The following is a 26,364-nucleotide window of genomic DNA, read 5'->3' as shown; positions in this document are numbered from 1 at the left end:
GAATGCTACAGTAGTAATCTTACTGTCCTGCCCATTAATATGGGATAAATGTATTCAGATCGGATAATCATATATAGCATGATGATTTACGCTATGATTAAATGATGGGATGGCTGATGTGCAAACATATTCACCTACACTTATTATGATGGAGACTACATCATTTATCTCCTCATTCCAATCTTAGCCATGAATAAAGTTTATCATAGATGCTCAGGTGGCAGATGCACCGATTATGATAAGCTAGTTTTTCTTCGCGATGAGTGTACGAAATTATTCCGTAGTCCGAAAGAAAGTGTTAGAATGATGACAATGCTTCAAATAAAAGGAGGATTCAAATTCATGAAAGAAACTGTTATCGAACGATTAGTTCGCTATGCAAAAATTGATACACAATCAAATGAAGAAAGCCAAACGACACCTTCTACTGAAAAACAATGGGATCTGATCCATATACTAGAAAACGAATTAAAAGAAATTGGTATGGAAGAAATCTCAGTTGATGAAAATGGTTATTTATTTGCAACACTACCTTCAAATTCTGACAAAGAAATCCCAACCATCGGATTTTTGGCCCATGTCGATACAGCAACTGACTATACAGGGACAAATGTAAAACCTCAACGTCATGACAATTATGATGGAGGCGACATTCAACTGAATGCAGAAGTTGTATTATCACCCAAAAATTCACCTGAATTAGTCAATTATATTGGTCAAACATTAATTACAACAGATGGAACTACCCTACTTGGAGCTGATGATAAAGCTGGGATCGTGGAAATCATCACTGCTATGGAATATTTGATCCAACATCCCGAAGTAAAACACGGCAAAATTCGTGTAGGATTTACGCCTGATGAAGAAATCGGTCGTGGTCCTCATAAATTTGATGTAGAACGTTTTAATGCAAATTATGCTTATACAATAGATGGTGGTCCACTGGGAGAGCTTCAGTACGAAAGCTTTAATGCTGCAGCCGCCAAAGTAACAACTCATGGTACAAATGTGCACCCAGGTTCTGCTAAAGGAAAAATGGTCAATTCTATTACTATGGCGATTAAATTCCAAGAAATGCTACCAAAAGAAGCCGTTCCCGAAGCTACAGAAGATCGTGAAGGTTTCATCCATTTGATGAACTTCAACGGTGAAGTTGAAAAAACAACACTTTCTTATATCGTACGCGATCATAACCGTGAAGCCTTTGAAGCGAAAAAAGCACTCATGAAAGAAGCTGAAAAAGCAATCAAATCCGAATATGGCGAAGATGCAATCACAGTAGACATTCATGATCAATACTACAATATGGCAGAAAAAATTCTACCTGTAAAAGAAATTGTTGACATTGCACAGAAAGCAATGGAAAATCTAGATATTAAACCTTTAATTTTACCAATTCGTGGTGGGACGGATGGATCTCAACTTTCATATATGGGACTTCCAACCCCTAATATCTTCGCTGGTGGCGAAAATATGCATGGTAAATATGAATATGTTTCTGCTGAAACGATGGTCAAAGCAACAGAAGTCATCATAGAAATCGTTCAATTGTTTGAGCAAAAAGCATAGTTGGTGAATTCATAGGCAGGTGATATGGTGAGAGAGATTGTACTGGGCATTTTAGCATCCTTATTTTTTGCGGTAACGTTTATTTTGAATCACTCCATGGAATTAGAGGGTGGGAGTTGGTTATGGAGTTCATCTTTACGCTATTTCTTCATGCTCCCCTTCTTACTGATTATCGTGGTGTCGCGCAAGGGGCTTTCAGCAGTTACACAAGCAATTAAAATGCGACCAAGAGCGTGGTTACTGTGGAGTTTTGTAGGCTTTGTGCTCTTCTATGCTCCCCTTACTTTCGCTGCTGCATATGGTCCCGGATGGCTTGTATCAGGAACATGGCAATTCACAATTATAGCAGGCGTTTTACTTGCACCCTTTTTTATGCAATATGTAGATGGTAAAGCCATAAGACAAAAAATACCGCTCGTGTCATTAGTCATTTCCAGTGTTATTTTGATTGGTATTGTTTTCATACAAATTCCAAGTGCAAAAGGAATCTCAATAGAAAGTTTACTATTTGGGATTATTCCTGTCATAATCGCTGCATTTGCATATCCCCTTGGAAATCGTAAAATGATGGATATATGTAATGGAACACTAGATACTTTTCAACGTGTGCTAGGAATGACTATTGCATCTATGCCTGGATGGATCATCATTGCCATTTATGCCCTTCTCACTGTTGGACTTCCATCGGTGAGTCAGATGATACAATCTTTAATTGTCGGTATAAGTTCCGGTGTGATCGCGACTGTGCTCTTCTTCATCGCAACGGATCGCGTCCATAATGACCAAGGAAAGCTAGCCGCTGTTGAAGCGACACAATCTACCGAAATCCTGTTTGTGATTATAGGTGAAATGGTGCTATTAAACGTTCCGCTACCAGAGCCTCTTGCTCTCTTAGGGATAGCTATCATTATCATTGGGATGTCATTACATAGCTATTACACTATGCTATTGAAGAAAAAAAGCAGCCTTGTTGTGCAATCACGCCAAACGACTACTGAATTAAAAAATCATAGTTAATAGATGAACCCTAAAAATTTGGATTACTCACTTTTGGGGTGATTTTTTAAGCAGCAAAATGATGACATCAATTACACCTCCAGCTAACCAGCGTCCGGATCTTTTTGAGCTCGCTCGAAAAACTCCTTTTCAAAATCCGTGACATCCGTCGGAGACTTTATCTTGATTCAGCAGGCGTTTATACACCCGCTGAATGAAGAAAAACAGCATTCATCTCACTATCTATAGATGTCAAAGTCTTTTACTGAATCAATAAAAAAACGATAAGATCGATGAAATCTTATCGCCACAGTCTTGTTAAACATTCCCAAACTTTTGAGGGGGGGTTAGTTTAGAAATATCATGATTAGCTAAATTTTGGAGAAAAGTAGCTAATTGAACCCTGCTCTACTTGCATTTTTAGAGGAGGTTTATTTCTTTATATGACAATGATAATCATTATCAATTGAATTGTCAACACTTTTTTAAAAAAATTACATAATTATTGTTTAATAATAAAGTGAAACTTTAATCAGTGGGAGTTTTCTTCATCCCCCACTGAACTAGAGGAACGGAAGTGAAAAGCGCCACGTCCTGTGGCAACACCTGAGTAGCCAGCATCTTGCCCGCCTGAACCAATCGGGCGCATTCGACAGTCAATCTCCCACCCAACTTCTTTCCTTTCGCTAAATTTTGAGGTGGGAGTATTACTGCACGTTAATGTGGGATAAATAAGAGGTGATTTAATGAGGACTCTATCGAAGGATCAATTACGGCAATTACAGTCTTTTAGTATTTATGCAGATGATTCAACAAATACTATCTTTAACTTACAACAACTTGAAACAGATGAGTTTTTAGAGGATTTCTTAATCCTTATAAAATCCATTAGTCAGGCTCCATCAGATGTTATCGCAATATCCTATTTTACTCGTCGTTATGGTATGTTTATCGCTATGCAATTTTATATGATGACAATGTACGACGAAGTATGGGGTGGTTCCTTCAATCATTTAAAATTCGGCGTTAAAGAGGAATTTGGAAAGAAAGCTTTGTGTACATTTACCCAATCCTCCGATTGGCAATGGATTGATGAAGAAGAACGAGAAGCTCACATTCAAAAAATTTTAGAACAGCAATGTCACAAAATTTTTGTGCAGCTTCGTAAAGTCACCTCTGTATCACCTAAAATGCTATGGGAAAACGTTTTTGGTTATATGTTATGGCATTTTCATATACTACTTTCTAATCCCGGTACAAAAGAACAAGCTGAGATCGCTGTTGCCTTATTAGAAAATGACTCCCTATGGTCCTCTTTTGCAAAGCATTCATATTTTAAAGAATATACTGGGGGGATGCATCCTTCAAAACTAATTAATATCCCCGTCCGTAAAACTTGTTGTTTTTCTAAGGATATTCCCGGATGGATGCAATGTGGATTCTGTCCGTTAAAATAAGATTCATCCGTTACTCTGTATGAATAGGCCAACTCTTACAAGCAGTCCGGATCCCCATCTGCTTGCTGGTTACTTGAACCTTGATGCAGGGGTCTTGCTGCTCTTTCATATGGGACAAAGCTCTATATTCCATCCAGCAAAAAATCACTCCATTTTTAAGCTAAACTCTGTTGTATGTTATGACCGATTTTTCGTTTTAGATAAATTTGAAACAATAGTTGATGATGTCAAGCAAGCAACTCTCTGAAAAATGACAGATATCCATTTTATTATCTCTTAATCGATTTTTTCTGTATTTTCTCAATTAAAAAATAAGATCTCACAACAAAATTTTTTGACGAAAGCAGAACTCGTCTCTTAATTACTATGAAAAAAAGCGTTCCTCCTTAACGAAATCCAATAAATCTCAATCTTTTTTTAAATGAATCAATTTCATAAATCATTTTCTTTTTAAAAAATACGAACATTTAAGAATAACTAATTTTGATAGTTGTGGAGCGGAAGACGGCGACTCCTCGATTAGGCTTGCACATTTTCTTCGTGCGGTGTTAGTTCAGGAAGTTTATTCAAAGTCCTACGGGAAAAGCTTGAGCTGAAAGCCCCGCAGGAACAATTTAAGGGACAAAGCCTAAGTTCGCCACGTCCTGTGGCAACGGCTTTGGGGTCAACATCGTGTTGACTCGAGGAGATTGAAGCCAAGCCCGTGGAAAGCGCCGTCTGGAGCGGAACAAAAACTTCTGAATATTAATGTTTATGTTGATTCGAAATGTTCGTGTTTTTCATCTAAATTTTGCATTATGAAATTGATTCAAATAGAATCTAAAAATAAAGTAAATTATTATTCTAACATCTTTACATTTTCTAATACTTGAATTACACTATATACACCAAATTTTCCTAAAGGAAATTTTATTTCAGCAATAACACTTTTGGGAATGGAGGAAAAACATGAGTAATAATAAAGTACAAAATCCAAGGACTAATCGTATAGCTGCCGAGGATGTTTTAAATGGTAAAGTACATGGCTATAAAAGCGTGCTTCCCTTCTTAGGCCCTGCTTTTATAGCTGCTGTAGCTTATATAGATCCAGGAAATTTCGCGACGAATATTACTGCGGGTTCTGAATATGGATATCTACTATTATGGGTCATTGCCTTTTCAAATTTAATGGCCGTATTGATTCAATCACTCTCTGCAAAACTAGGTATTGCAACGGGAAAAAATTTGCCTGAAGTTGCCCGTGAAAACTTTTCTAAAAAGACGTCTATCTTATTATGGATTCAAGCGGAACTCGTTATTATGGCAACAGACTTAGCAGAGTTTATCGGTGCAGCACTCGGCATGTATCTATTATTTAATATTCCGATGCTCCCAGCTGCTTTGATCACTGCTGTTTGCTCATTTGCTATTTTAGAGCTACAACGCCGTGGCGTGCGTCCATTTGAAGCTGGTATTTCTGGAATGGTGATGATGGTCGTATTAGCTTTTGCATTCCAAACATTTTTGGCACATCCAGATGCTAGTGCAATTGCTGCAGGATTTATACCAAAATTTGATGATGTCAATTCCATCTTACTTGCAACAGGCATTTTAGGTGCTACAGTTATGCCACACGCTATTTACCTTCATTCATCACTTACCCAACATCGTATCGTAGGTAAAAATGATGAAGAAAAACGTAAAATTTTTAAATTTGAATTCATTGATATTATAATAGCGATGATTATTGCAGGTGCTATCAATATGAGTATGTTAATCATTGCTGCTGCTGTATTTCATTCAAAAGGCATGAATGTGGAAGACTTAGACGTTGCCTTCCAATCACTTCATGATATGGTTAGTCCAACGGCAGCTATCTTATTTGGTTTAGGCTTACTGATCGCCGGTCTTGCAAGTTCATCTGTGGGTACATTATCTGGCGATATCGTAATGCAAGGTTTTATCAAAAAACGTATTCCTATTTATTTAAGACGTGCTATTACCATGATTCCACCTCTTTTAATCATTGCTTTTGGCGCTAATGCAACAAAAGCGCTTGTATGGAGTCAAGTCATATTATCATTCGGTATCGCTTTTGCTTTAATCCCACTCATCATGTTTACAAGTAACAAGAAAATCATGGGGGGATTAGTCAATCATAAGCTAACAACTATTCTTGGCTGGATTGTAGCCGCCATTGTGGTAGCTTTAAATATATATCTTCTTTATCAAACAGCTTTTGGCGCATAACACCAGTTGTTTAGTCCATACTACTTTTAAAAGGAGTGTACTAAAATGAACAAAGATTCTGTGCCGAAAGACAAAAGAAAAATTGCTGATCTTCCTTATAAAGATCGCCCAGATATGATGAATTCAGAGAATATTAGCATTTACGATCTACATGAAGATATGCACACAGTGGACCCAATCCCTGTGGAAGCACAAACGAAAGATTTAGAAAAAGAAAAATTAGATGACAAGTATAACGGAGATTGGACTTCATAAAAAGATTTTCTCCCATAAAGTGAGACTTCACACAGTGGAGATTTTTCGTCACCACTGTGTGTTAGTTGAACTAATCAGGCTTTTATAGCACCTGATCTCTACTGGATGTTAATCCGTTTAATATAAGAGGAATTAGATGGAGACTGTAGTTATGCCATTATTTAAAATTATAAAAATCGTACATAAAGAAAACGAAATATGATAAAGTAATCTCTAATGTAAAAATAAGTAAAAACACAATTAGACTGTACCAACACCAATCCTTTCTTCCATTAAGTTTTTACTTTATTTTCTATATGTTACAAACCAATGATCCCTCATTTCAAACATATCCGTTCCAAGAAAACCTTCTTTTAATAATTGTTGTTGCCCAGTGATATCGGACATGCGTAAAGCCCGAGCTTCAGAAAAAGTAGGTACTTCCCCCTTCAACTCTTTATAAAAAATGTAACGCAATTTATCCCCATACTTTACTTTTAATCCAGCAATCATTAGTCCTTGGGAAAATTTATCCTTTAAACTAGGGATATTTAATGGCTGCACTGTAGCACAAATATAATCAAAACGATTTAAGTCGACCTGTGCCATAATAATTTGTGCCATCTTTTTTTGTAATCCATAACCACGATAGCGTGGGGAAACATTCGAAATTTCTTGATAGAGTACGCGTGATAGCTCCTCATCAGGAATGCCGCAATCTCTTCCCAAATGTTCTTCATCAATTATAGGCTTAAGTACTGCACGAAATGCGATTAATTCATCCTCTACATATATCCCGATCATTAAACCATTACCTGTTAAAATATTATTCAGTTCTCCTACGCTAAGAGGCTGCACTGTATGACGATCAGATAGCGCAGCCATTACCTCATCCTGTAATTTTAAAAGTTGGGGAATGTCCTTCTTCGTTAATACTTGGACTCTATAAAGTGTCTCGCCAAGAAAACCTTGGGTAATATTAGTCATGATAATCCTTCCTTTCTAGCGAACAATGCATGATTGATGACAAAGTTCTTGTATTACTTCTTCATCTACATTTACACCTAATCCAGGTTGTTCATTTAGACAGATAAATGGTATATCATAATGAAGATCACCGACATCTTTTGAAAATTTAAGAGGACCTGTCAGTTCTACACTTTTCATGATCTTCTTTGAAAAGGCTACATGAAATCCTGCCGCTGAACCGATGGAAGATTCAACCATTGAACCGATTTGACATTCAATTCCTGCCATCTCCGCCATATTGGCCAATTTCATAGCGGGATAAATACCCCCACATTTCATTAATTTTATATTCACTTTGTCTGCTGCACGCTTTGCGATAATTTCACGCATTTCTTTCTGACCATGTAATCCTTCATCAATCATCAATGTGACATCTGTTTTAGACTTTATTTCAACCATAGCCTCAATGTCATCGGCATCTACCGGCTGTTCTAGCCAATCTAAATGGACATCTCGCAATGCGCGTAATCCTTTTAAAGTTGTAGAGACATTATGCCAGCCTTGATTGACGTCCACCCGAATATTGATCGAATCTCCTACTTTCTCACGTACTGCTTGAATGCGCTCCACATCTTTCATTACTTCTGTACCGACCTTCATCTTAAATGATCGATATCCCATTGCCACACGTTCTGCTGCTTCTTCAGCCATTTTTTCTGGTGTACCAATACTTAGCACATGTGTAATTGGAAATTTTTCATGATATCGGCCACCGACGAGTTGGTAAACAGGCACATTTAGTTTTTTACCGGCGATATCAAAACAAGCAATATCGATGGCGGCCTTTGCAGCCGGCACTTGATAGACTGTTCGATCCATCAAATCATGGATTTTCTCAAAGCAAAGAGGATCTTTTCCTATAATTGCAGGAGCCAGTTGATGTTTAAGAATCATATACGTACTTTCCCATGTTTCACCCGTCACATGTTCATCGGGCACAGCTTCTCCGTAACCAATGATCCCTTCATTGGTAGTTATTTTGACAATAATAGAGGGCATTGTATCATATTTGTCGTAACTAATAATAAAAGGTTCAATTAACGGTAACTGAATAGCATAAATTTCCACTGCGGTTATTTCCATATTTTTTCACTCTTTCTTTACAATTAGAATTCCTCTTGATATAGTTGTCGTTAAATAGTCGTTATTAAGGATTAAAAAACAACAAAGGAGTCGTTTTAATGCCTACAAAAATTGCAGTCATTAGCTCTCTTGCTTTTAGGGATCGTTTACTAAGTATCGCACAAGAAATGGAGAATATCCAATTAGAATTTTACATTTATAAAATGCCAGATGAAACACCCCAATTAATGAAGCAGATTAAGCCATGTGATGTCTTATTATTATCCGGTACATTGCCCTATTTATACGCCAAGCCTCTTTTGTCCAATTGGCCAATACCATGGACGTATTTAAAGCAAGACGAGGTTGCGATATCGACATCAATTTTATCTGTTCTAGCCAACCAGAATCTACAGCTTTCTCAGCTATCAATCGATGTGATGAATGCACAGCATATCAAAAATGTTTTCAACGATATACAGTATGAGGGAGCATTACCTTTTATACAAGAAATCAATATGGAACGACCCTTTGACCAAATTTATCAAAAGCATAAACAACTATGGTTAAATGGTAAGATCAAATTTGTTATCACAAGTATTCATAGTGTATACGATGCGCTTACCGCAGATGAAGTTCCCGCGATGCGTATGCACGATCCCAATAGCTCCATTATCCATTGTTTAGAGCAGACAAAGGCATTATCAAAAATGACGAAATCAGAATCTGCAAGAGCAGTTGTCGGAATGCTAGAATTCTCCCAATCCACAGAGGATGATCAACTTGTATTACAACAAATCGTTGAGACTACGCATGCATCCTATCAAAAAATAGATGATCATCATTTTGAATTATTTACTACCTTTGGTCATATCCAAAATGCCTTTCAACATCATTTAGTAGAATCTTTTTTCAACATAACCAAAAACCCGATTAAGCTTACTTTTGGCTACGGCGGCTCGATTTTAGAAGCACAGAAAAATGCGCGGCAAGCATTAAATTTTGCAACACCCAATGTCGTCTATATTATGAATGAAAATAAAGAACTACAGGGACCATTCCCAAATCAGCCTACTATTTTGTCCTTGCAAACAAAGGATCCTTATATATTACAGATGGCAAAAGAAACAAAATTGAGTCCACTCAATATTTCGAAAATCATGGCTTTTAGTGTTTCAAGGCAATCCTTACAGTTTACAGCTGTCGATTTAGCAGAATATCTACAAGTGACACGAAGATCGACTGAACGCATATTAAAAAAATTAGTTGAACACGGCTATGCCAAAGTGGTTGGGGAAGAAATGTCCTATCATCAAGGTAGACCACGTGCTATTTATGAACTGAACTTTTCCACTTATCACTGATTGGCTTAAAATTTTGGATACGCCCTTTTATGGATGCATGATCCAAATGGGAAACTGGCTGACGACAAGGCCAGATGACTTGACTTCAATAACTTTATAAAATGCAATTCCCCCTAATGAAGGGGTTCTCCATTCCACTGGTTGTTAGCAAACCAATCGTTGTTTTACAAGCCATTGGCCACATCTCTTTCATGTTTAAGGTTGAAGGCAATTGATTATTCTCGTTTGTGCCTTGGTGTGAAGAACTCACTGCCCACTCATGTGAGATGAGGGATCTTTCGCTAATACAGCTGCTAACACTTTTGAAGCATCTAATAACGCCTTATGGTTAAAGGTCATTTTCGGATGATGTAGTCCTGGTGATAGATTCGCTCCAATTCCGATCATGGTTGCTTTTAGTTGTGGTTTTTTTACTGTATAAAAATGAAAATCATCACTTCCAGATGTGATCACATGTGGTGCTAAATGATTTTTTCCCAAAGTTTCAACAATGGCTTTCTCTGCCATTTTAGCTGCTTCCTCTGAAACTTCTGCACCTGGTGTATAGTCAACCCATTTCCAGTCCAAATCTATTTTGAATTGTTGTGCTATAGCCTTTAATCCTTCATCAATTTTCACCTGTATTTCATTTAAAATAGTATTTTTTTGCGCACGAATATCCATTGTAAAACTCCCATTTCCAGGAATGATATTCATACTTCCTCCATCTGCTACAATTTTCGTTAGCTTTGCAGAGTGCGGCTCAAATGGGGATACATAGATGTTTTTGATCATTTGTTGAATAGCCACTAGGACATCAATCGCACTTTGCCCTTGATGTGGTCTCGCTCCATGGGCATCCGTACCATGAATAGATCCTTCCAGAAAAATTGCAGCTCCGTGATGAATGGCTGGAGATACTTTTCCTAATTTTAATTCTTCAATTGGTCGCAAGTGTACACCAAAAAGATGTGATACCCCATCCACTGCACCATGTTCAAATGCAGCAATCGCACCATTTCCCAGTTCCTCAGCGGGCTGGAAGATAAAGCGTACTTTATGCATTAAAGGTTGATCCTTTAAACGTAATAACGCACCAAGCACCATTGACATGTTGCCATCATGTCCACATGAATGATTGGCTTTCCATTCCCCATCCACTTCTTGCCATAGCGCATCGATATCTGCACGCACAGCCACAATTTCTTCTCCTTCGCCTATTTCAGCAACCAGCCCCGGCACATCACCAAATAATCGATAAGAAATATGCAGATCATCTAAAATACTTGCAATTTTCTCCGTTGTTTTATGCTCTTTCCAGCTGATTTCTGGATATTTATGAAAATAATCGAACCATTCTAAGATTTGTTCATCCGTTGTCATTTGCTTACACCTCTTGTTTTTTTCATAGAAGTCTCACGCTTTTAATCTAACACACTAAATAAAGTAAAACTTCACACAGTAGGATTTTATTGCCCACTCATGTGAGATAAAAATGAAAAAAGAATCCCTCTCTGATTAAAGTCTACGCAACGACAAGTGAACCAGCAGAAGGATTTTTAGGACTATGGATAACTTTACCTCAAATCATTTTAGATTTCAATGATAGCTGATTTGTTCGTCTTCCAGAGGGGTTATTCGCTTTTTCGAAGAACTTATTCACTTTCTCGGAAGGTTTATTTGCTCTTTCGAAAGGTTTATTCGCTCTCTCGAAAGATTTATTTGCTCTCTCATAAGGTTTATTCGCTCTTTCGAAGACTTTATTCGCTCCTTCGGCAAATTTATTCACTATTCCAACAATTTATGTCTTTTATTTTTTACCTGACCTGGGCATAGACTTTTAGCATTAATGAATTAACAGCTCTTTCTGTACCATTATATTACGGCTTAGAAAAATCCAAATAATTTCAACAAACATGAAACTTTTTTCCTGACCATTATGTATATATACTGAACATTTAAATTTAACGAGGTGATTGGACTTGCAGGACATGCTATATGTTGTTTTAATCGTATTAATAGCTGTAGGAGCTAACGTTATTAGAACAATTGTTAAAAATAAAAACAAGCGTTTAGAATTACAATACAATATACTAAAAGATGAGATTAAACTAGAAGAGATCAAACAAAAAAATTATTTGTTGGAAAACGAAAAGCTTCGATTAGAGCTACAACAAATCCAGAGCAATGCTTCTACTAAAGATGAATTATTGGACTTTAAGCAACCTAGATTAGGTTCTGGAATTGACCCTCTTTCAAATGTTGATCCCAGCCAACCAAAAGAAGCGGGGACAAAGCCTGACTAAAATAAATAAACCGCATGAAATCAAATCGATAAAACTTGTTTTCATACGGTTCTATTTTCGGAAATTTATAAAAAATCACTTTGTTTTCAGCTTACACAAATCTATTTTTCGCCACAAAAAAGACTATATTACCTCATCACTATCCGCAGTATACGAAAAGAATCTACAGCAGTTGTCGTACCAGATTATCCTATTGCCTCATCCACTATCAGTAACATACATACTCCATCTTACATAGACATTACTAACTAATCTCCTAACAAGGTCCCGGAACCTGACCGGCGAAAATTATATTCAATTTCTCTGCAATTTACGACTCTCTTAAGGCCTTCTCGATTGCTTGGCTTCTGAAACTTGTTTCCTCATGGTTGCATATTTATTGTCCTCGATTAACATCATAATTTGCAACATCGTAAACGGTAGAGAAGGTTTCTTCCGATACGCAAGGTATTTGGGCTGCCAATCATTTGCAAACTTTTCTTTGAAATTTCGTACATTGCGAAAAGTATAACTATCCTGACCATCAACCATTATTTGGGTAGCAATCTTCTCGCTTATGCCAGCAAACTTTGAAACGCCTACACGCGCTAGCGGCGTCAAACCAACATTTAATCGTTCGAATCCTTTGGCCTTAGAAGCTGAGAAAATATTTAAGAATAAATAATCCATGGCCTGTTCCGGCAAAGCGCCTTTCTTAGAGCGGATCAGATCGATTTTGGCTGTACGATCTTCATCATACAATGGAATCAAGTTAGCAAAAGCAATGATCTCAAAATCATTATTTTTCAAAACAGCAAGGGGCGTAAATTGTAAATAATCTTCATCAAAGTAGCCGAGTGAAAATCCTTTTTCCTTTCGATTATCCAACCATTCATCAGAAATATCTCGTAATTGAGTCATCACTTCAGTCGAATAAGGCGGTTGCATGATTTCACAAGAATACCCCTCTGTTAGGAAGGTCTCGCTTATGTTCTCCGCCTTTCGCATAACCACTTTTGAATATGGCAGCTTTGACAAGTCAATGTACCCTTCTTCTCCCAGTTTGAAAAATCGATAACCATATCCATGAAGGTACGGCACAAATTGATCACTGATTTCATAGAAAATCGGTGTGTAACCATAGTCATCCGCAAATGTCATAAACTCTTCGATTGCTTTTTTAAAATCTTCCTTTTTCCCAACCAAATCTCCTAGCACGACTAACTTATCTGCGATTACCTGGTATGGGAATAGGACTGTTTTTTCTTTATTCCAATAAACATACTTATCATGAAGAAAGATTAAATGAGATAATTCCTTACCACCGTATTTATTGAGATGAAGGAAAATCTCCTCTTCGTATTCTAAAGATGATGTCTTGGTAAATTGAGTAAGCTTTCTGAGCGAAATTTCAAAAGTGACCACGATCGTCACTACAATGAGTCCCATAAATGCACTTTTAAATAAATCATCCGAATCCGTCGTCAAATATGGCTTTACGCTTTCTGGAATAGAGTATTTTATAGATGGATTAACAAAGAACCCAATCATCATATAAAGCAATAAAATGACAAAAATAATCACTGTATTTAAAATACTTCTTCCCCACGTCACAATATAACTTTCTCGATAAAATCGACGGCGTGACAAATACAACAAGCCTGCTACAAATAGCATAAATAATGCCTGCTTATACTGTATACCTTTAATAATAAAAAGGGCTGAAGCAAAGAGCAGCACAAATACCGTCATTCGGTAGGAATTCTTATCTTTATAAGAAATACCATTTGATAACGCAAGTAACACAAAACCTGTCGCAACTGCTAATTGATGTGAAATATTAATAATAGGAAACGCCATTAACTCTTTTGCATAGCGAATTCGCTCAATCGCTCCTGGTGCTACCGATGACAATAAAAGTGTCAGCCCTGCGGAAAATACTAATGCCGTCGCTAACATATGACTTGTTTTTTCTAAGAAGAATCGTGGGATCGCATTAAGTCCCACATTAAATCTTCTCCATAATTCACGGATGAATAAAGCTAATCCTGCCAAGAACGGTACTACATAATAGCCGATTCTATAAAATAGCAACAATACTAAAATGGATTCTTCAGAAATTTGTAGACTTTGCGCTCCCCAAATAAACACCAAATCAAAAGAACCAAGACCACCAGGAATCATACTCACAATCCCTGCACAGGAAGCAACGATAAATATAGGAAGTAGATTTTGGACACTCATCGGAATATGCAAAATATTTACTAATACTGTCATAAACGTAAGTGCGCCAAGCCATTCTAAAATGGAAACACCAACCAATGCTAGATCATCTATCAAGCGGCGATTGGTCGTTGTTCCCCTATACAATTGTATAAATGCTTTGACCATAAGAAATGGCACATATAATCCAATAACACTTACCGCTATGACTAAAATTTTATGCTCTTTAAATAATGGGAAATCCCTATAGAATATCGGTAACATCCAAGTAAATAGAGAAATTCCTGCTAGATAAAATAATGTGACTGATGTAATCGTTTTAAAAAAAGCAGCACTATCTACTTCTTTCTTTTTAAAATAGTGTGTGCGTAACAATACACCCACTAATCCTCCAAAGCCAATAAGATTGGAAAAAGAATTAATAATCAATGATTCCTTCATCAAACGGCGCAAAGATCGCTTTAACTTTAATTTTTTCATAATAAAATAATCATAAAAAAACATCGGAAAAACAAGTATTAATGACAATAAAACAATTAATGCAATTGTTCTGACATCTAAACTCTCTAATTTATCTGTCATTTCGCGACCATTTGCATTTCTTAAGATTGCACCAATCTCACGAATTGCAAAAATCATCAGCAAAATTGGTAAAATGACTTTTAGCCATTGAAAGATCGTTGACTTATTGATTTTCATCCATATCCACCTAATTTTTTATCTTCATATACTCTCTACTATACAGTTATGACTAAATTTATGCAGTTCATATTACTCAATTTCATGATTTTTTGTAAAAGATTTGTTTAATTACTTGCGTCTTGTAGTGTGACATAAAAACTGTCTGAAATCATTTTATTTGTCCCTTTCTTTTTTACAAAGTAGTGATCCAGCTTAATTCCATAAAAAAACACAGAATGCTGATTGAATAACATTCTGTGCTTCTTATTTAAACAATATTCTTCTTTTCAAAAGACTTTCTTGGATAACTATTCTCTAGCTGGTCATCATTTAGTTCAATATTTTGATGGTCACTGTGCGTACGCCCCAGCTATTAGCTTGTCCATTACTTGGCATTAACAAGTCGATTTTATGACCTTTAATGGCACCGCCAGTATCACCAGCGATCGCTGTACCATATCCTTCAACCCATACTTTTGAGCCTAATGGAATGATGCTAGGATCTACTGCAATAACTTTCATATTAGGATTAGCCTTTACATTAATTCCTGTAGCAGTGATGCCCGAGCAACCTGCACAATTAGGTGTATATGCTGTTGCTGTAACAGTCAAAGTCTTTCCTGACGATTGTGGTGCAGACTGACTTGTAGATGGCTTTGTATAAGCCGCTTGTTTATTTGTTGCCTGTTTATTGGCAAGTTGTGTATTAGCTGGTGTTTGTGTTTGCTTAGTTGAAACAGAAGCAAGATTATGACGATTTGGATCTCCTGTTAATGCAAGATTTTCACCTGCATAGATTAGATCGCCACTTAGATTATTGAAAGATTTTAAGTCTCCTACAGAAACGCCTGTTTCATTAGCAATCTTAAATAATGTGTCGCCTTTTTTAATCTTATATGTTTTAGCTTTAGGGCTAGTTTCTAGCTGTTGTGATGGGACAATTACATTTGAACTTAGATTGTTCATTTCTTTTAAATCTTCTACTGATACTTTTTCGTCTTGGGAAATGCCCCAAAGTGTATCTCCTTTTTCCACTTTGTAACTAGCAGCAGATGCTTGAGTTGATAGAGCTGCAGTTCCTAGTGCGAAAACACCTGCTAGTGCAATTAAATATTTTTTCATCGTTAAAAAACGACCTCCTTTGTACTAACACGACTTACTTTACCATCGTCACATGTCATAATTGTTGCTAATCAATGTATGCACTGTAACAATCGTGTTACAATCTTTGCCAATTTTCTGATATTTCATACATCATTATGAAAATTTTTTAATTAAAATTTTCATAGCTATTGATATGACTAGGCTAGTGTTATGTGGAATAAATTAACTATCTATTTATCCTTCTTTCCTTTTTTATACAAATAAAGAGATAACTTTTAAAAATTTTTTCTCTTTTTTTCGTAAAAAAGAGAAAATCAGTTGATTTCACGAAAAAAAATACCCTTTTTGGCGTCGAAATATTACAAAAGGACTCCCATATAAAATTATTTTTCCCTTTTTGTGTAAATAATATACCTATTATTACTAGAAAACATCATGAATTGTTCAAAACGGGCAAAAGAAACTTTCTAAAGGAAGAGGTTTATCTTTATTCCTTGCAAAAAGGGCACAGAATACCGATGAAACAGTATTCTGTGCCCTGTATACGAACATATTCTTCTTTTAGAAAAGCTCTTTTAGATAGCAGATAACTCAAAGAAGATCAAAGCAAATGAGCCTTGGGACTTCTTTCCTCTAGTTCAATATTATATGGATCGTTCTGTAACGACACATCTTTTTGCATAACCTTTACTTCAGCTAATGTATAAAGTTCCCAAAGGTCTTTTTTATCTAATTCATGCAATAAAATAGTCAGATCATTTAAAATAACATTTCGCTTTTTAAGAAACACCTTTTCTCCTTTTAACGGTGTTTTATCGATGATATTCAGTAATAGCTCATCAGCTGAAACATGTAGAATATTACTTAGCTTGACGATCCAGCTAGCAGAAGGCACACTCTCTCCCATTTCCCAGCTTTTGATACGACTTGCTGATGTACCAATTGCTTTTCCCAACGATAACATCGAATATCCATTTTGAATACGTAATTCTTTTAACTTTTCACCAAAATCACGCGGATTAAACATTTGCCATCTCTCCCTTGTGTTAATCATACCCATATCAAACGCTTACATGTGTTCTGAAAAGTTTTCTACTTTACCCATCCACTTTTATGGAAAATAAAGTGAAACTTTACCCAGTGAGGGTTTCTTCAAACTTACATTGTTGTTCGTTCAATCAATCGAGTTTTCACAGCCAATCGATCGCCCATTTACTTATCTTCCCCCCACTTTTTACATACCTCTTGATGCGAGATAAAGTGAAACTTTCATCAGTGGGGGTTTCTTCATCCCCTACTGAACTAGAGGAACTCAGGCTAAAAGCGCCACGTCTTGTGGCAACACCTGAGTAACCAACATGTTGTTGGCCCGAACCAATCGGGCGCGCATACAACAGTTGTTCTCCTCCTACCTCTTTGCTCTCACTGAATCTTGAGGAGGAGTATTACCGCCCGTTCATGCAAGGCAAATAAAAAGCTACATTCATCTTATCCTTCATAGAAGTGGGACTTCTTCCGAAAAAATTAAAATTTCCATAGTATTTACATTTCGACGTCGATCACATGAATCCTTTTCCTTTCCTAAATTTTTATCTTCAAAAGGAAGACTAAATTTAAAAAAATGATCCAAAGATTCAGGAAAAGTTGTATTCTTGCATGAAAAAGGGATCCAAAATACTCTGGATATTTTTCTACGAAGCAGACCAACTCATGTAGTCCATTATTCATTGTGCGTAATGACAATAGGAATGGTAATTTTTATTGTAGTTCCTTTTTTTTCTAGTAATTCTAATTCACCATTCACAAACTCAACACGTTCTTTCATACCATTCAACCCATTACTTGATGGCTTTTTAGTACTTTTTGAAAGACCGATACCATTGTCACTTATGATCATTTCGATAAAATCAGTGGTTTGCAATATCTTAATTTTACATGCTGTCGCTTGACTATGACGCACCACATTATTAATCGCTTCTTTTAAACACATACTTAACGAATTACTAAGCATCGTGGGAATACGATCATACTGTGGATTCCCCTCCAATTTCAGCTGGATATTCGCTGCCTTTAATATTTGTTGTACGTGTGTGATTTCCTCTTGTAGTTTGACCTTTTTCATATTCGATACCATCTCACGAACTTCCTTTAAGGCCATACTAGAAGTTTGCCGGATATCATGCAATTCCTGAATAGCAGCCTCTGGATCCTTTTTGACTAACCGTACAGCCAAGTCACTTTTTAAGCCAATCATCGAAAGCTTTTGACCTAACGTATCATGCAGATCCCTTGCAATTCGTTGTCTCTCTTCGTATACACTTAATTCGGAAATGCGTGCATTTGCCGTTTTTAATGCGCCCTCAAGTCTTTTACTTTTATTTTCACTATAAAGATAGAAAGGACCCAAAATCGCACTAAATAAAATAATAACGATCAAGGGAATCTCTTGAATAAATAGATCTGTTTCGATAAAGAATCCTCCAATGACTGAACCAACCGTCATTGCAATATGAAGTCCATACATAATATAAAATCCTACTGTATGGCGGATTTTTCCTATAGAAAATGCCGTAAAAAAAGCAAAATATATATATCCAAACAATACTGTCATGGCTGCATTAATAACCATTCCAAGGGCAATCCACATATAGACAAGCCCATTTGTCGCACTATAAGCAAAACGAAAACAGATTAAATACATGATGAGAACTGCAAGTGCGATAGACCCTTCAAGCTTTGATGCCGAATGAAATATTAAATAAAACGGGATAAAGCAAAACGCAATCCATGCGATCATACTCATCACTGGATTTTTTGGAAAGACACTGTACCATTTTGTCACGTAAACTTTCACCGCCTTTTAGCTACTTCCATTATATCAAAGAATGGTTATTTTGCCCTGACCCTACCCTATTGTTACAATAGACCCTTTACATAATCATCATTTTTACTACAATAAAAATGGCAAGTCTTAATTATATAATTTTTTGACTTTTAATGATTAGCTCTGTTTAATCATATTGATGACATATTCGATTCATCACAGGTGAGCTCTTTTCTGTGAATGAACATCAAGCATTCTCGACAATGTTCGGTAAGGAAGCTTGACCTGCTCTCATTTACTGATTAGAGTTGAAACATCCCATATTTATAATAAAGCCAAATCATTAAATCATTCTTAAACTTTTACACTGGAGATGGCACAATGGATTCACAAGGAATCATTTTAGACTTAGATGGAACAACCTTAACAAGTAAGAAAACTGTTCATCCGTTATTAGTTCAATATATACAAACACTCAGAAAAAGAGGACTATTGGTCTTTATCGCAACAGGTCGTACTATTTTTGAAGTTCAACGAATTCTCCCAAAAGAATTTGTTGTGGATGGAATCGTCGCATCAAATGGGATGAATGTTTTTGCTGGGAAGAAACAGATATATAAAAGTGAGATTCCTGCAAACACTGTTCAGCATTTAATAGAAGAATCAATTGAATTTGGGATCTATCATGAAATTTATCACAAAGATGGAACATTAACCGCACAAATAACGCCCTTCCAAACAGAAACTTCAACATCGATATCTCACAGACACGAAAATGTAAAATGGACAACTGCACTACATGCCAATCATGTCGAAAAAATACTATTCTTTGATGAAAACACATCACTTGTTGCTGAGTGGTTCGAGACAATAAAACAACTACAAAAAGACTATGCTTTTTCCGCTGCATTATCTTCATCTGATTTAATAGATGTGAACGGAGCCAATGCAACAAAGGCTATTGGGGTTACCACTTTACTATCTGAATTACAGATTCGCTTTGAAGATGTCATAGCATTTGGTGATGGAGGTAACGATATCCCATTATTTGAAAAAGTCGGAAAAAGTATCGCCATGAAAAATGCACGTCAAGAAGTTCAATTGCAAGCAGATGAAGTAACAACATATACAAACGATCAAAACGGTCTATATCATCAACTACAACAGATATTCCATTAGACCTTTATCGACAATATTATTTCTCAGGAAATATATTATGACAAAATTCTTATTTCCTAGATTTTCGTTTCTACATCCAGCATCCGACCCAAAGTTTTCTTTCGGTAGCCTCGCTCTAGCTTTCTTAAGAGACGAGGCTATCTCTTTTTATCTGGATTACCACTTTGTGAAATATATCACCAACTAATTTCAATAGATTTTCACGTTTTCTTTTAACTGGTCGTTTTTCATGACATTCGAGCGGAAGGTATTTGGATCATCTTCACTCCATATTTTCAGCCCTAAACCAAAAAATCCTTAACCTCCAAAGAGATTAAGGACCTTCAATTGTTTTATTGTCCGAATTGTTTCGTTTCGACACCTTAGATCACGGTTATTTCTTTAAAAAATCAAAGTTAAAGGTCTCGTCGGATATAGGTTCAACTTTAGCAATTGCGTAGGTAGATCCCTTTTGTGAGAAGAAATCATAGGTGGAGCCTTCATTTCGAATGCCATTCATAACAATAGGGTTGATCTCTTCCTCTGGGAACATCGTATCTAACCCTAAATTCATGAGTGCTTTATTGCCGTTATAGCGTACATAGGCTTTCACTTCTGGACTTAAACCTGTTTCCGCATAGATATCATCTGTATATTTCATTTCGTTTTCATATAAATCTAGCAGAAGCTCATAGCCCCATACTTTTAATTCGTCCTGTTTTTCTTTTGAGAACTTTTTAAAAAGATTTTGAGCGAAATATCCTGTTGCCACACCATGAATAGATTCGTCCCTTAAAATAAGAGAAATTACTTCTGCGCTATTTCGTAAAATTCCTTGTCCACCCAAATATAAAGGATAAAAGAATCCGGAATAAAATAAAAACGATTCAAGCATAACAGACGCAAACATAGCTTTCCATAAACTTTCAGGGTCGTTTTCTTTAATAGAAGAATAGATATCAGCGATTTTTTTCGCTTTATATTGTAGAAATTCATTTTTCTTGACCCAAGCAAAGATCTCATCAATTTCATCGTTATTGCACAATGTTGTGAAAATATAAGAATAGGATTTTGCATGGATAGCCTCAAATGCGTCAAACACTGTTAGTACAGCCTTTTCTTGTAGGTCTTCATGGTATCTAGCAATTTCGTTCATCCCTATATTTGTTTGAAGCGTATCCAGTAAAGTAAGTCCGCCGAATACTTTTGTATACGTATCTCGAAACTCGAAGTCTTTCCACTGCTTCAAATCTTTACTAACTGCAATTTCTTCAGGAAACCACATTTGTTTCCACTGCTGATCCCAAAATGTTTTAGCCAAATCACTCGTTGGTTTATTCCAATTGACCGCTTCAAATGGTCCTATATTGAACATGACACACATTCCTCCAATGTTTGCAAGCGTTGGCGAACATAATAAATCGACTTAATGCCGCGCATCCATGCATAAATATAAAGTTTCGCAAGGCGCTCAGTTGTCCATTGATCCGTTACATATAATGTCATTGAAATACCTTGATCAACATGTTTTTGAGCTGTTGCATATAAATCAATCATACGATAACTATCAACATCATAAGCTTCTACATATAAATGCTGATTTTCATTATTTAAATAAGGCATTGGATAAATGGTCCGGCTATCCGCATAATCACGAATTTCTACTCTTTCCGTACATGGAGCAATGGATGCTGTGCAACTACGAATGTAGGAAATACTGCCTGTTGGTGCAACAGCGAGACGATATGCATTAAATACGCCATATTTCATAACATTTTTCTTTAACTTTTTCCACATATCCGCTGTAATGATCGGCACATTTCCTAGTGCTTTTTGTACTTTTTCAGTTGGCATTTTTTCTTGTTTATGGATGTAATGCTCAAAATATTGGCCATTTGCATACTCACTTTTATCAAATCCATAAAAAGTCTCGCCTTTTTCTTTTGCAATTAGCATGGAAGCTTTTAAGGAGTAGTAATTTAATGCTTCCATAAAGAAATCAACGAATTCGATAGATTCATCTGAACCATATAGAATATTTTCCGTAACAAGATGTCCATGAAGATTCATCGTTCCCAATCCAACCGAATGCATCAATTTATTTGCCTTTGCAACAGAAGGGACATTGACGATATCCGTCATTTGAGAAACATTTGTCAGTAGACGCATAGCTGTATCAACTAGTTCTTCAAAGTTATTTGTTTCTGTCGCATGATGAATGTCTAAAGAACCCAAATTACAAGATACATCTAAGCCATATTCGTTTGGCTTGTCCATGTCTGTAATAATACTGGTCGTTTGAACTTGCAGAATTTCCGTGCAAAGATTGGACATTTTCACCCGACCAAGACCTTTTAAAGGATGAACACGATTTACATTGTCATCGAATATTTCAAATGGATAGCCTGATTCAAATTGTGTTTTCTTTATTTCTGTATATAATTTCCGTGCATTTAAGCGTTTTAATTTACGAATATTGGGATTATCCAATAGTTCATAATACATCTCAGTAATACTGATTTCACTCATGCGCTTACCATATTCTTTATAAATATCATAAGGACTAAATAAAACGATATCTTTATCTTTTTTCATCAATTCGAAGAAAATATCTGGAATGATGATGCCTGTTGACAATGTGGCAAGACGAATTTTTTCATCCGCATTTGGTTTTTTCGATGAGATAAATTCTTCAATATCCCCATGGAAAATATTTAAATAGACCACACCGGAGCCATTTCGTTGTCCCAATTGGTTGGAATAAGAAAAGGCATTCTCTAATAACTTCGCAACGGGCATGACACCGCTTGCACGATTTAAGATCCCTTTGATTGGATCCCCTAATGGGCGCAAATCGGTTAATAAAGTACCAACTCCACCTCCTAAGCGAGAGAGTTCTAAACAATAGCCAATGTTTTCTGCAATGCTGTTCATCGTATCATCCATCGCTAATTTAAAGCAACTGACCAACTCCCCGCGCGCTTTTTTACCACTGTTTAAAGCTGTCGGTGTGGCAGGCTGATACGATTCCATCATATGATGAACAGCCTTTTCAGCTAGCTGTTCGTCGCCTTGTGCTAAATAGAGGGCAATGATGATGATACGATCCTCATACTTTTCTAAAATTTCCTTTCCATCTCGGCTCTTCATGGCATACCCTTCATAAAATTTACTGGCACTCATAAAGGATGGAAAGCGAAAATGATAATCATAAGCATATTTGAATAATTTTTTGATAAATTTCATGGAGTACATTTTCAAAAAGTCTTCTTCGTAATATCCTTCCTCCATTAAATAGCTTATTTTTTCTTCTAAGTCGATAAAATAGCGCATTCTGACATTGACATTTTCCAAAAAATATTTGCGTGTAGCTTCTTTATCTTTTTGCAAATCAATGGTTCCTGTTGAACTATATTTATTTAACACTTCATTGTTTAATTTTAAGTATTCTTTCATAAAGAAACCTCTCTCTCAAAAACGTTTTGATACTGATCAACGATTGCCGCATAATCCCGTGGAAATCCCCGTAGTTCTATTTTTCGAATAATAGGCACATGGTATTTTCTGCTGATTGTATCTGCTGATTTGCAAAAAACGGAGTGACCAAAATTGGAATTTCCGCTAGCGATCACACCTTTACAAAAAGAATGATTGTTTTGAAGAAATTTCTCAACAATTGGTGGCACATCGCCCAATCCGTCTGTATAAGTAAAAACGAAAAAGGGTTCTGTCATCATCAAATCTTCTGTTATTTCAACATTAGGCAATCCTAGCCGATGAATGATGGATCGAACATTTCCCGTTCTGCTGGCAAATGCAATCATATGGCGATCTTACTAATCTCTTCGTTCATTTGCGCAACATCTTGGATTAGTTCCCCATTCAACTCTAAAATTGGAACGGATAAAAAGCCTGCTTCGACTATTTGTTGTTTTGCTTGTTCATCTGTATCTACATTAATTAATTCATATTTTCCCTCAAAGCCTGCTTCTTTTAAAAATGACTTTACAAACATGCATTTTGGGCAAATTGTTTTCGTATAAAGTTTCATAAGATCTCCTCTTTCTTTAAAAAGTAATTTACACTTTTACATAAGTAACACAAAAAGCTATCCCCTTCTTATCGGGAATAGCTTTATTTCAAAATGGAAACAATTAGGTCGATGGAAATGCAGACTTATTTGCCCCCATTTCCTAGCCCCCGAAAAAATGTGCAATTGTTTATTAGGCAGGTCTCCTGGCTTATGCTTCACCCTACTAGTCACCTTCCCATGTAAAAACATAGTGGCTATTGACATTCGTTTCACATTTACAGTTGCGGGGACAGCATCAGATTCTCACTGATTTCCCTATTAATCTACATATAGTAGAACCAAGATAAACAACATACTATATATTGTGATGTTATTCTAATAATATCATCTTCCCGCTTTTTGTACAAGCGACTAAAGTTTGTTTTTAAACTTTAAATTGTTTCAAGAATATACGGGTCTATCCAAAAAGTCCTGCTTCAAATATTAGTTATAAACTACTGTTTCTCTTCAAACCTGCGTAGGAATCAGGTGTCATGATTATCCAATTTCATTTATAAAATATCACGCGTGAGAATATATTTTACTTTTGAATCCAAAATTGTAAGTGACATTGAAAAATGAAAATATTAAAAAAATATGCCACTTGCATAGATTAAAAGAGTCTGCAAATATATAGAAATTCTATAAAATAAAGTTTCCACATTCCTATTAAATGAACTCTTTAGCTTATTAATTTACCTACTAATTTTGCCATACATCTTTAAAATAATCGGATAATATGCCTTCTCCTTGAAATCTATCTTCAAGAACAGTTTGTACTTGTTGTAATTCAACTTTAAGTTTTCCGCCACTATCAGGGAGAGAACCTAAATAAGAATATTGATACACTGGGTCATCAGGACATAGTTCATAAGCACGTTTTAACATCGAAATTCCTTTTTCTTCCCAATGTTCATAATCACCGAAGTAATACGGAAACTGTGAAATCATATAACCAAAACACCAAAGAAAATCTTCATTTTCCATAAAATTGGTCAAACCAAAATATGTGACTTCATTTAGCATAATCTCTAACTCATTAGAATCTAATTTTTCGCCCCCTATACAGTCCTCTTCGACCAAAACATACCAGCAAAAGAAACCAAGCCTAATAAGAATTTTCAAATTTTCAGGATTCTGCTTCCACTTTTTTGTGAGGAATGATTTTGCTTCATACCATCTTTCTTGACTTTCCACTATGTCAACTTCATTCCACCGCCAATCAATCATAATAGTGCATCTCCTTTCCTAGATAGCAACTTCTACTGATGATGAACCCAAAAAATCAATCCATCAAAATATTACCATGAAGTATTTTTCTTTTTATGCAATGTCCATTCATAAAGAGCACTTCCTATCAAGCATTGGAAAAAAACAGCCTTATATAAAAGTATCGAAAGCCCATTTGATTCATTGTCTGTACTTGGATATAAGGAAAGCCGTTTTGAAATGGGGTACTGTTCAGTTTGAAATATAAAAACATCCCACCAATACTTCCGACTAAAATAAAAAATAAACTACTATGTACAGCATTCCTCTTCTTTTTTTCCATTAAAAAATTCACGATAAATAAGAGAAAAGGTGTTACGAGCGCAATAAGATATGCATTGCCTTCATAAATAACATCATTTGTGATATCCGCTATCCAAAAACAGCAGCATTATACAATTACAACAGCTAAAATATTGATTAAAAGTAGTCTAATATATTTCATCATTAACTCCCAATATTTATATTTTGCGTTTTCTATGATTTGACCATCATTATGCGTAAAAGTTGCATAGCTTAACTGAACTCTATTAATTATTTCGATGACTGGTACTAGCCTAACTCTTCAATTTTTATCTTACTCTTTTCTAGCAAATTCTTGTTTTTTCCTAATCCGTAAACATTCTTGATGCCTTGTTAATCTTAGAAATCAATTGCCTGTAGAAATCCCAATCGCTTCAACTAAAATAGTTTTCTATCCCTCCGCACTACCTTTTAAAGGAAAATTATGAGGAACATACATCTATCCGGTGTACTTTAAAAGGAAAAATGTTATAATAATAGTCATAGGAAAGTTATTATTTTCTATAAGAATATGAGGAACAAATGA

At 35.9% G+C, this 26,364-nt stretch carries 21 protein-coding genes and 1 riboswitch; of the genes, 8 read left to right on the top strand and 13 right to left on the bottom strand.

Translation table 11 applies throughout. The features are described from left to right. The first annotated feature begins 342 nt into the window (after positions 1–342). From pepT to FEZ13_RS11795, 5 genes are all read left to right on the top strand, one after another. A complete protein-coding gene (gene pepT / locus FEZ13_RS11815; RefSeq protein ID WP_146552877.1) occupies positions 343–1,569 on the top strand; it encodes a peptidase T in 1,227 nt (408 codons plus the stop codon). Positions 1,570–1,596: 27 nt separating this feature from the next. Next, entirely contained in the window at positions 1,597–2,586 is a 990-nt protein-coding gene (locus FEZ13_RS11810) for a DMT family transporter (protein ID WP_146552876.1), read from the top strand. Between the two features lie 725 nt (positions 2,587–3,311). Beyond that, entirely contained in the window at positions 3,312–4,022 is a 711-nt protein-coding gene (locus FEZ13_RS11805; RefSeq protein ID WP_146552875.1) for a hypothetical protein, read from the top strand. Positions 4,023–4,970: 948 nt separating this feature from the next. Further along, positions 4,971–6,251 (top strand): Nramp family divalent metal transporter, encoded by a 1,281-nt coding sequence (locus tag FEZ13_RS11800; RefSeq protein ID WP_146552874.1) that lies wholly within the window; start codon positions 4,971–4,973, stop codon positions 6,249–6,251. A gap of 45 nt (positions 6,252–6,296) precedes the next feature. Further along, positions 6,297–6,506, top strand: a complete 210-nt coding sequence (locus tag FEZ13_RS11795; RefSeq protein WP_146550315.1) for a hypothetical protein — start codon at positions 6,297–6,299, stop codon at positions 6,504–6,506. Positions 6,507–6,791: 285 nt separating this feature from the next. Here the strand turns inward: FEZ13_RS11795 and FEZ13_RS11790 are convergent, their stop codons facing one another. After that, positions 6,792–7,472 (bottom strand): GNAT family N-acetyltransferase, encoded by a 681-nt coding sequence (locus FEZ13_RS11790; protein WP_146552873.1) that lies wholly within the window; start codon positions 7,470–7,472, stop codon positions 6,792–6,794. Positions 7,473–7,487: 15 nt separating this feature from the next. Then, positions 7,488–8,597, bottom strand: a complete 1,110-nt coding sequence (locus tag FEZ13_RS11785; protein ID WP_146552872.1) for a mandelate racemase/muconate lactonizing enzyme family protein — start codon at positions 8,595–8,597, stop codon at positions 7,488–7,490. 98 nt (positions 8,598–8,695) lie between these two features. On the opposite strand from FEZ13_RS11785, the gene FEZ13_RS11780 reads away from it, so the two are divergent. After that, entirely contained in the window at positions 8,696–9,940 is a 1,245-nt protein-coding gene (locus FEZ13_RS11780) for a hypothetical protein (protein WP_146552871.1), read from the top strand. A gap of 246 nt (positions 9,941–10,186) precedes the next feature. Here the strand turns inward: FEZ13_RS11780 and FEZ13_RS11775 are convergent, their stop codons facing one another. Further along, positions 10,187–11,302: an amidohydrolase gene (locus tag FEZ13_RS11775; protein WP_146552870.1), complete on the bottom strand. Its 1,116-nt coding sequence runs from the start codon at positions 11,300–11,302 to the stop codon at positions 10,187–10,189. Positions 11,303–11,901: 599 nt separating this feature from the next. Between FEZ13_RS11775 and FEZ13_RS11770 the strand changes: the two genes are divergently transcribed. Continuing rightward, positions 11,902–12,225 (top strand): hypothetical protein, encoded by a 324-nt coding sequence (locus FEZ13_RS11770; protein ID WP_146552869.1) that lies wholly within the window; start codon positions 11,902–11,904, stop codon positions 12,223–12,225. Positions 12,226–12,546: 321 nt separating this feature from the next. Here FEZ13_RS11770 and mprF read toward each other — a convergent pair whose 3' ends face one another. The 5 genes from mprF to FEZ13_RS11745 all read right to left on the bottom strand — a co-directional run bounded on the left by mprF (position 12,547) and on the right by FEZ13_RS11745 (position 19,054). After that, positions 12,547–15,126, bottom strand: a complete 2,580-nt coding sequence (mprF, locus tag FEZ13_RS11765; protein ID WP_146552868.1) for a bifunctional lysylphosphatidylglycerol flippase/synthetase MprF — start codon at positions 15,124–15,126, stop codon at positions 12,547–12,549. A gap of 312 nt (positions 15,127–15,438) precedes the next feature. Continuing rightward, positions 15,439–16,230, bottom strand: a complete 792-nt coding sequence (locus FEZ13_RS11760; protein WP_146552867.1) for a LysM peptidoglycan-binding and 3D domain-containing protein — start codon at positions 16,228–16,230, stop codon at positions 15,439–15,441. Positions 16,231–16,813: 583 nt separating this feature from the next. Further along, a complete protein-coding gene (locus FEZ13_RS11755; protein ID WP_146552866.1) occupies positions 16,814–17,239 on the bottom strand; it encodes a helix-turn-helix domain-containing protein in 426 nt (141 codons plus the stop codon). 163 nt (positions 17,240–17,402) lie between these two features. Then, complete coding sequence (locus FEZ13_RS11750; RefSeq protein WP_146552865.1) at positions 17,403–17,606, bottom strand: hypothetical protein; 204 nt, start codon at positions 17,604–17,606, stop codon at positions 17,403–17,405. A gap of 326 nt (positions 17,607–17,932) precedes the next feature. After that, a complete protein-coding gene (locus tag FEZ13_RS11745; protein ID WP_255473151.1) occupies positions 17,933–19,054 on the bottom strand; it encodes a sensor histidine kinase in 1,122 nt (373 codons plus the stop codon). A gap of 363 nt (positions 19,055–19,417) precedes the next feature. Here FEZ13_RS11745 and FEZ13_RS11740 point away from each other — a divergent pair, with 363 nt between their 5' ends. Continuing rightward, complete coding sequence (locus tag FEZ13_RS11740) at positions 19,418–20,215, top strand: HAD family hydrolase (RefSeq protein ID WP_146552864.1); 798 nt, start codon at positions 19,418–19,420, stop codon at positions 20,213–20,215. 373 nt (positions 20,216–20,588) lie between these two features. On the opposite strand, the gene nrdF is transcribed toward FEZ13_RS11740, so the two are convergent. From nrdF to FEZ13_RS11715, 5 genes are all read right to left on the bottom strand, one after another. Beyond that, the gene (nrdF, locus tag FEZ13_RS11735) at positions 20,589–21,569 is read right to left on the bottom strand and encodes a class 1b ribonucleoside-diphosphate reductase subunit beta (RefSeq protein ID WP_146552863.1); all 981 of its coding nucleotides are present in this window, start codon (positions 21,567–21,569) and stop codon (positions 20,589–20,591) included. Further along, the gene (gene nrdE, locus FEZ13_RS11730; protein WP_146552862.1) at positions 21,557–23,650 is read right to left on the bottom strand and encodes a class 1b ribonucleoside-diphosphate reductase subunit alpha; all 2,094 of its coding nucleotides are present in this window, start codon (positions 23,648–23,650) and stop codon (positions 21,557–21,559) included. The genes nrdF and nrdE overlap by 13 nt, the downstream gene beginning before the upstream one ends. Continuing rightward, positions 23,647–24,018: a class Ib ribonucleoside-diphosphate reductase assembly flavoprotein NrdI gene (nrdI, locus tag FEZ13_RS11725; RefSeq protein ID WP_146552861.1), complete on the bottom strand. Its 372-nt coding sequence runs from the start codon at positions 24,016–24,018 to the stop codon at positions 23,647–23,649. Before nrdI ends, nrdE begins: the two co-directional genes overlap by 4 nt. Beyond that, positions 24,015–24,245, bottom strand: a complete 231-nt coding sequence (locus FEZ13_RS11720) for a glutaredoxin family protein (protein WP_146552860.1) — start codon at positions 24,243–24,245, stop codon at positions 24,015–24,017. Before FEZ13_RS11720 ends, nrdI begins: the two co-directional genes overlap by 4 nt. Positions 24,246–24,403: 158 nt before the next feature. After that, positions 24,404–24,586: riboswitch (cobalamin riboswitch) on the bottom strand. Positions 24,587–24,968: 382 nt separating this feature from the next. Further along, on the bottom strand, positions 24,969–25,496 hold the full coding sequence (locus FEZ13_RS11715; protein ID WP_146552859.1) for a hypothetical protein: 528 nt from the start codon (positions 25,494–25,496) through the stop codon (positions 24,969–24,971). Between the last annotated feature and the right edge of the window lie 868 nt (positions 25,497–26,364).

Source organism: Rummeliibacillus sp. SL167 (assembly GCF_007896505.1).
Classification (GTDB): Bacteria; Bacillota; Bacilli; order Bacillales_A; family Planococcaceae; genus Rummeliibacillus; species Rummeliibacillus suwonensis.
Note: the sequence above shows the minus strand (reverse complement) of the source record. Positions and strands in the feature narration are given on the sequence as shown.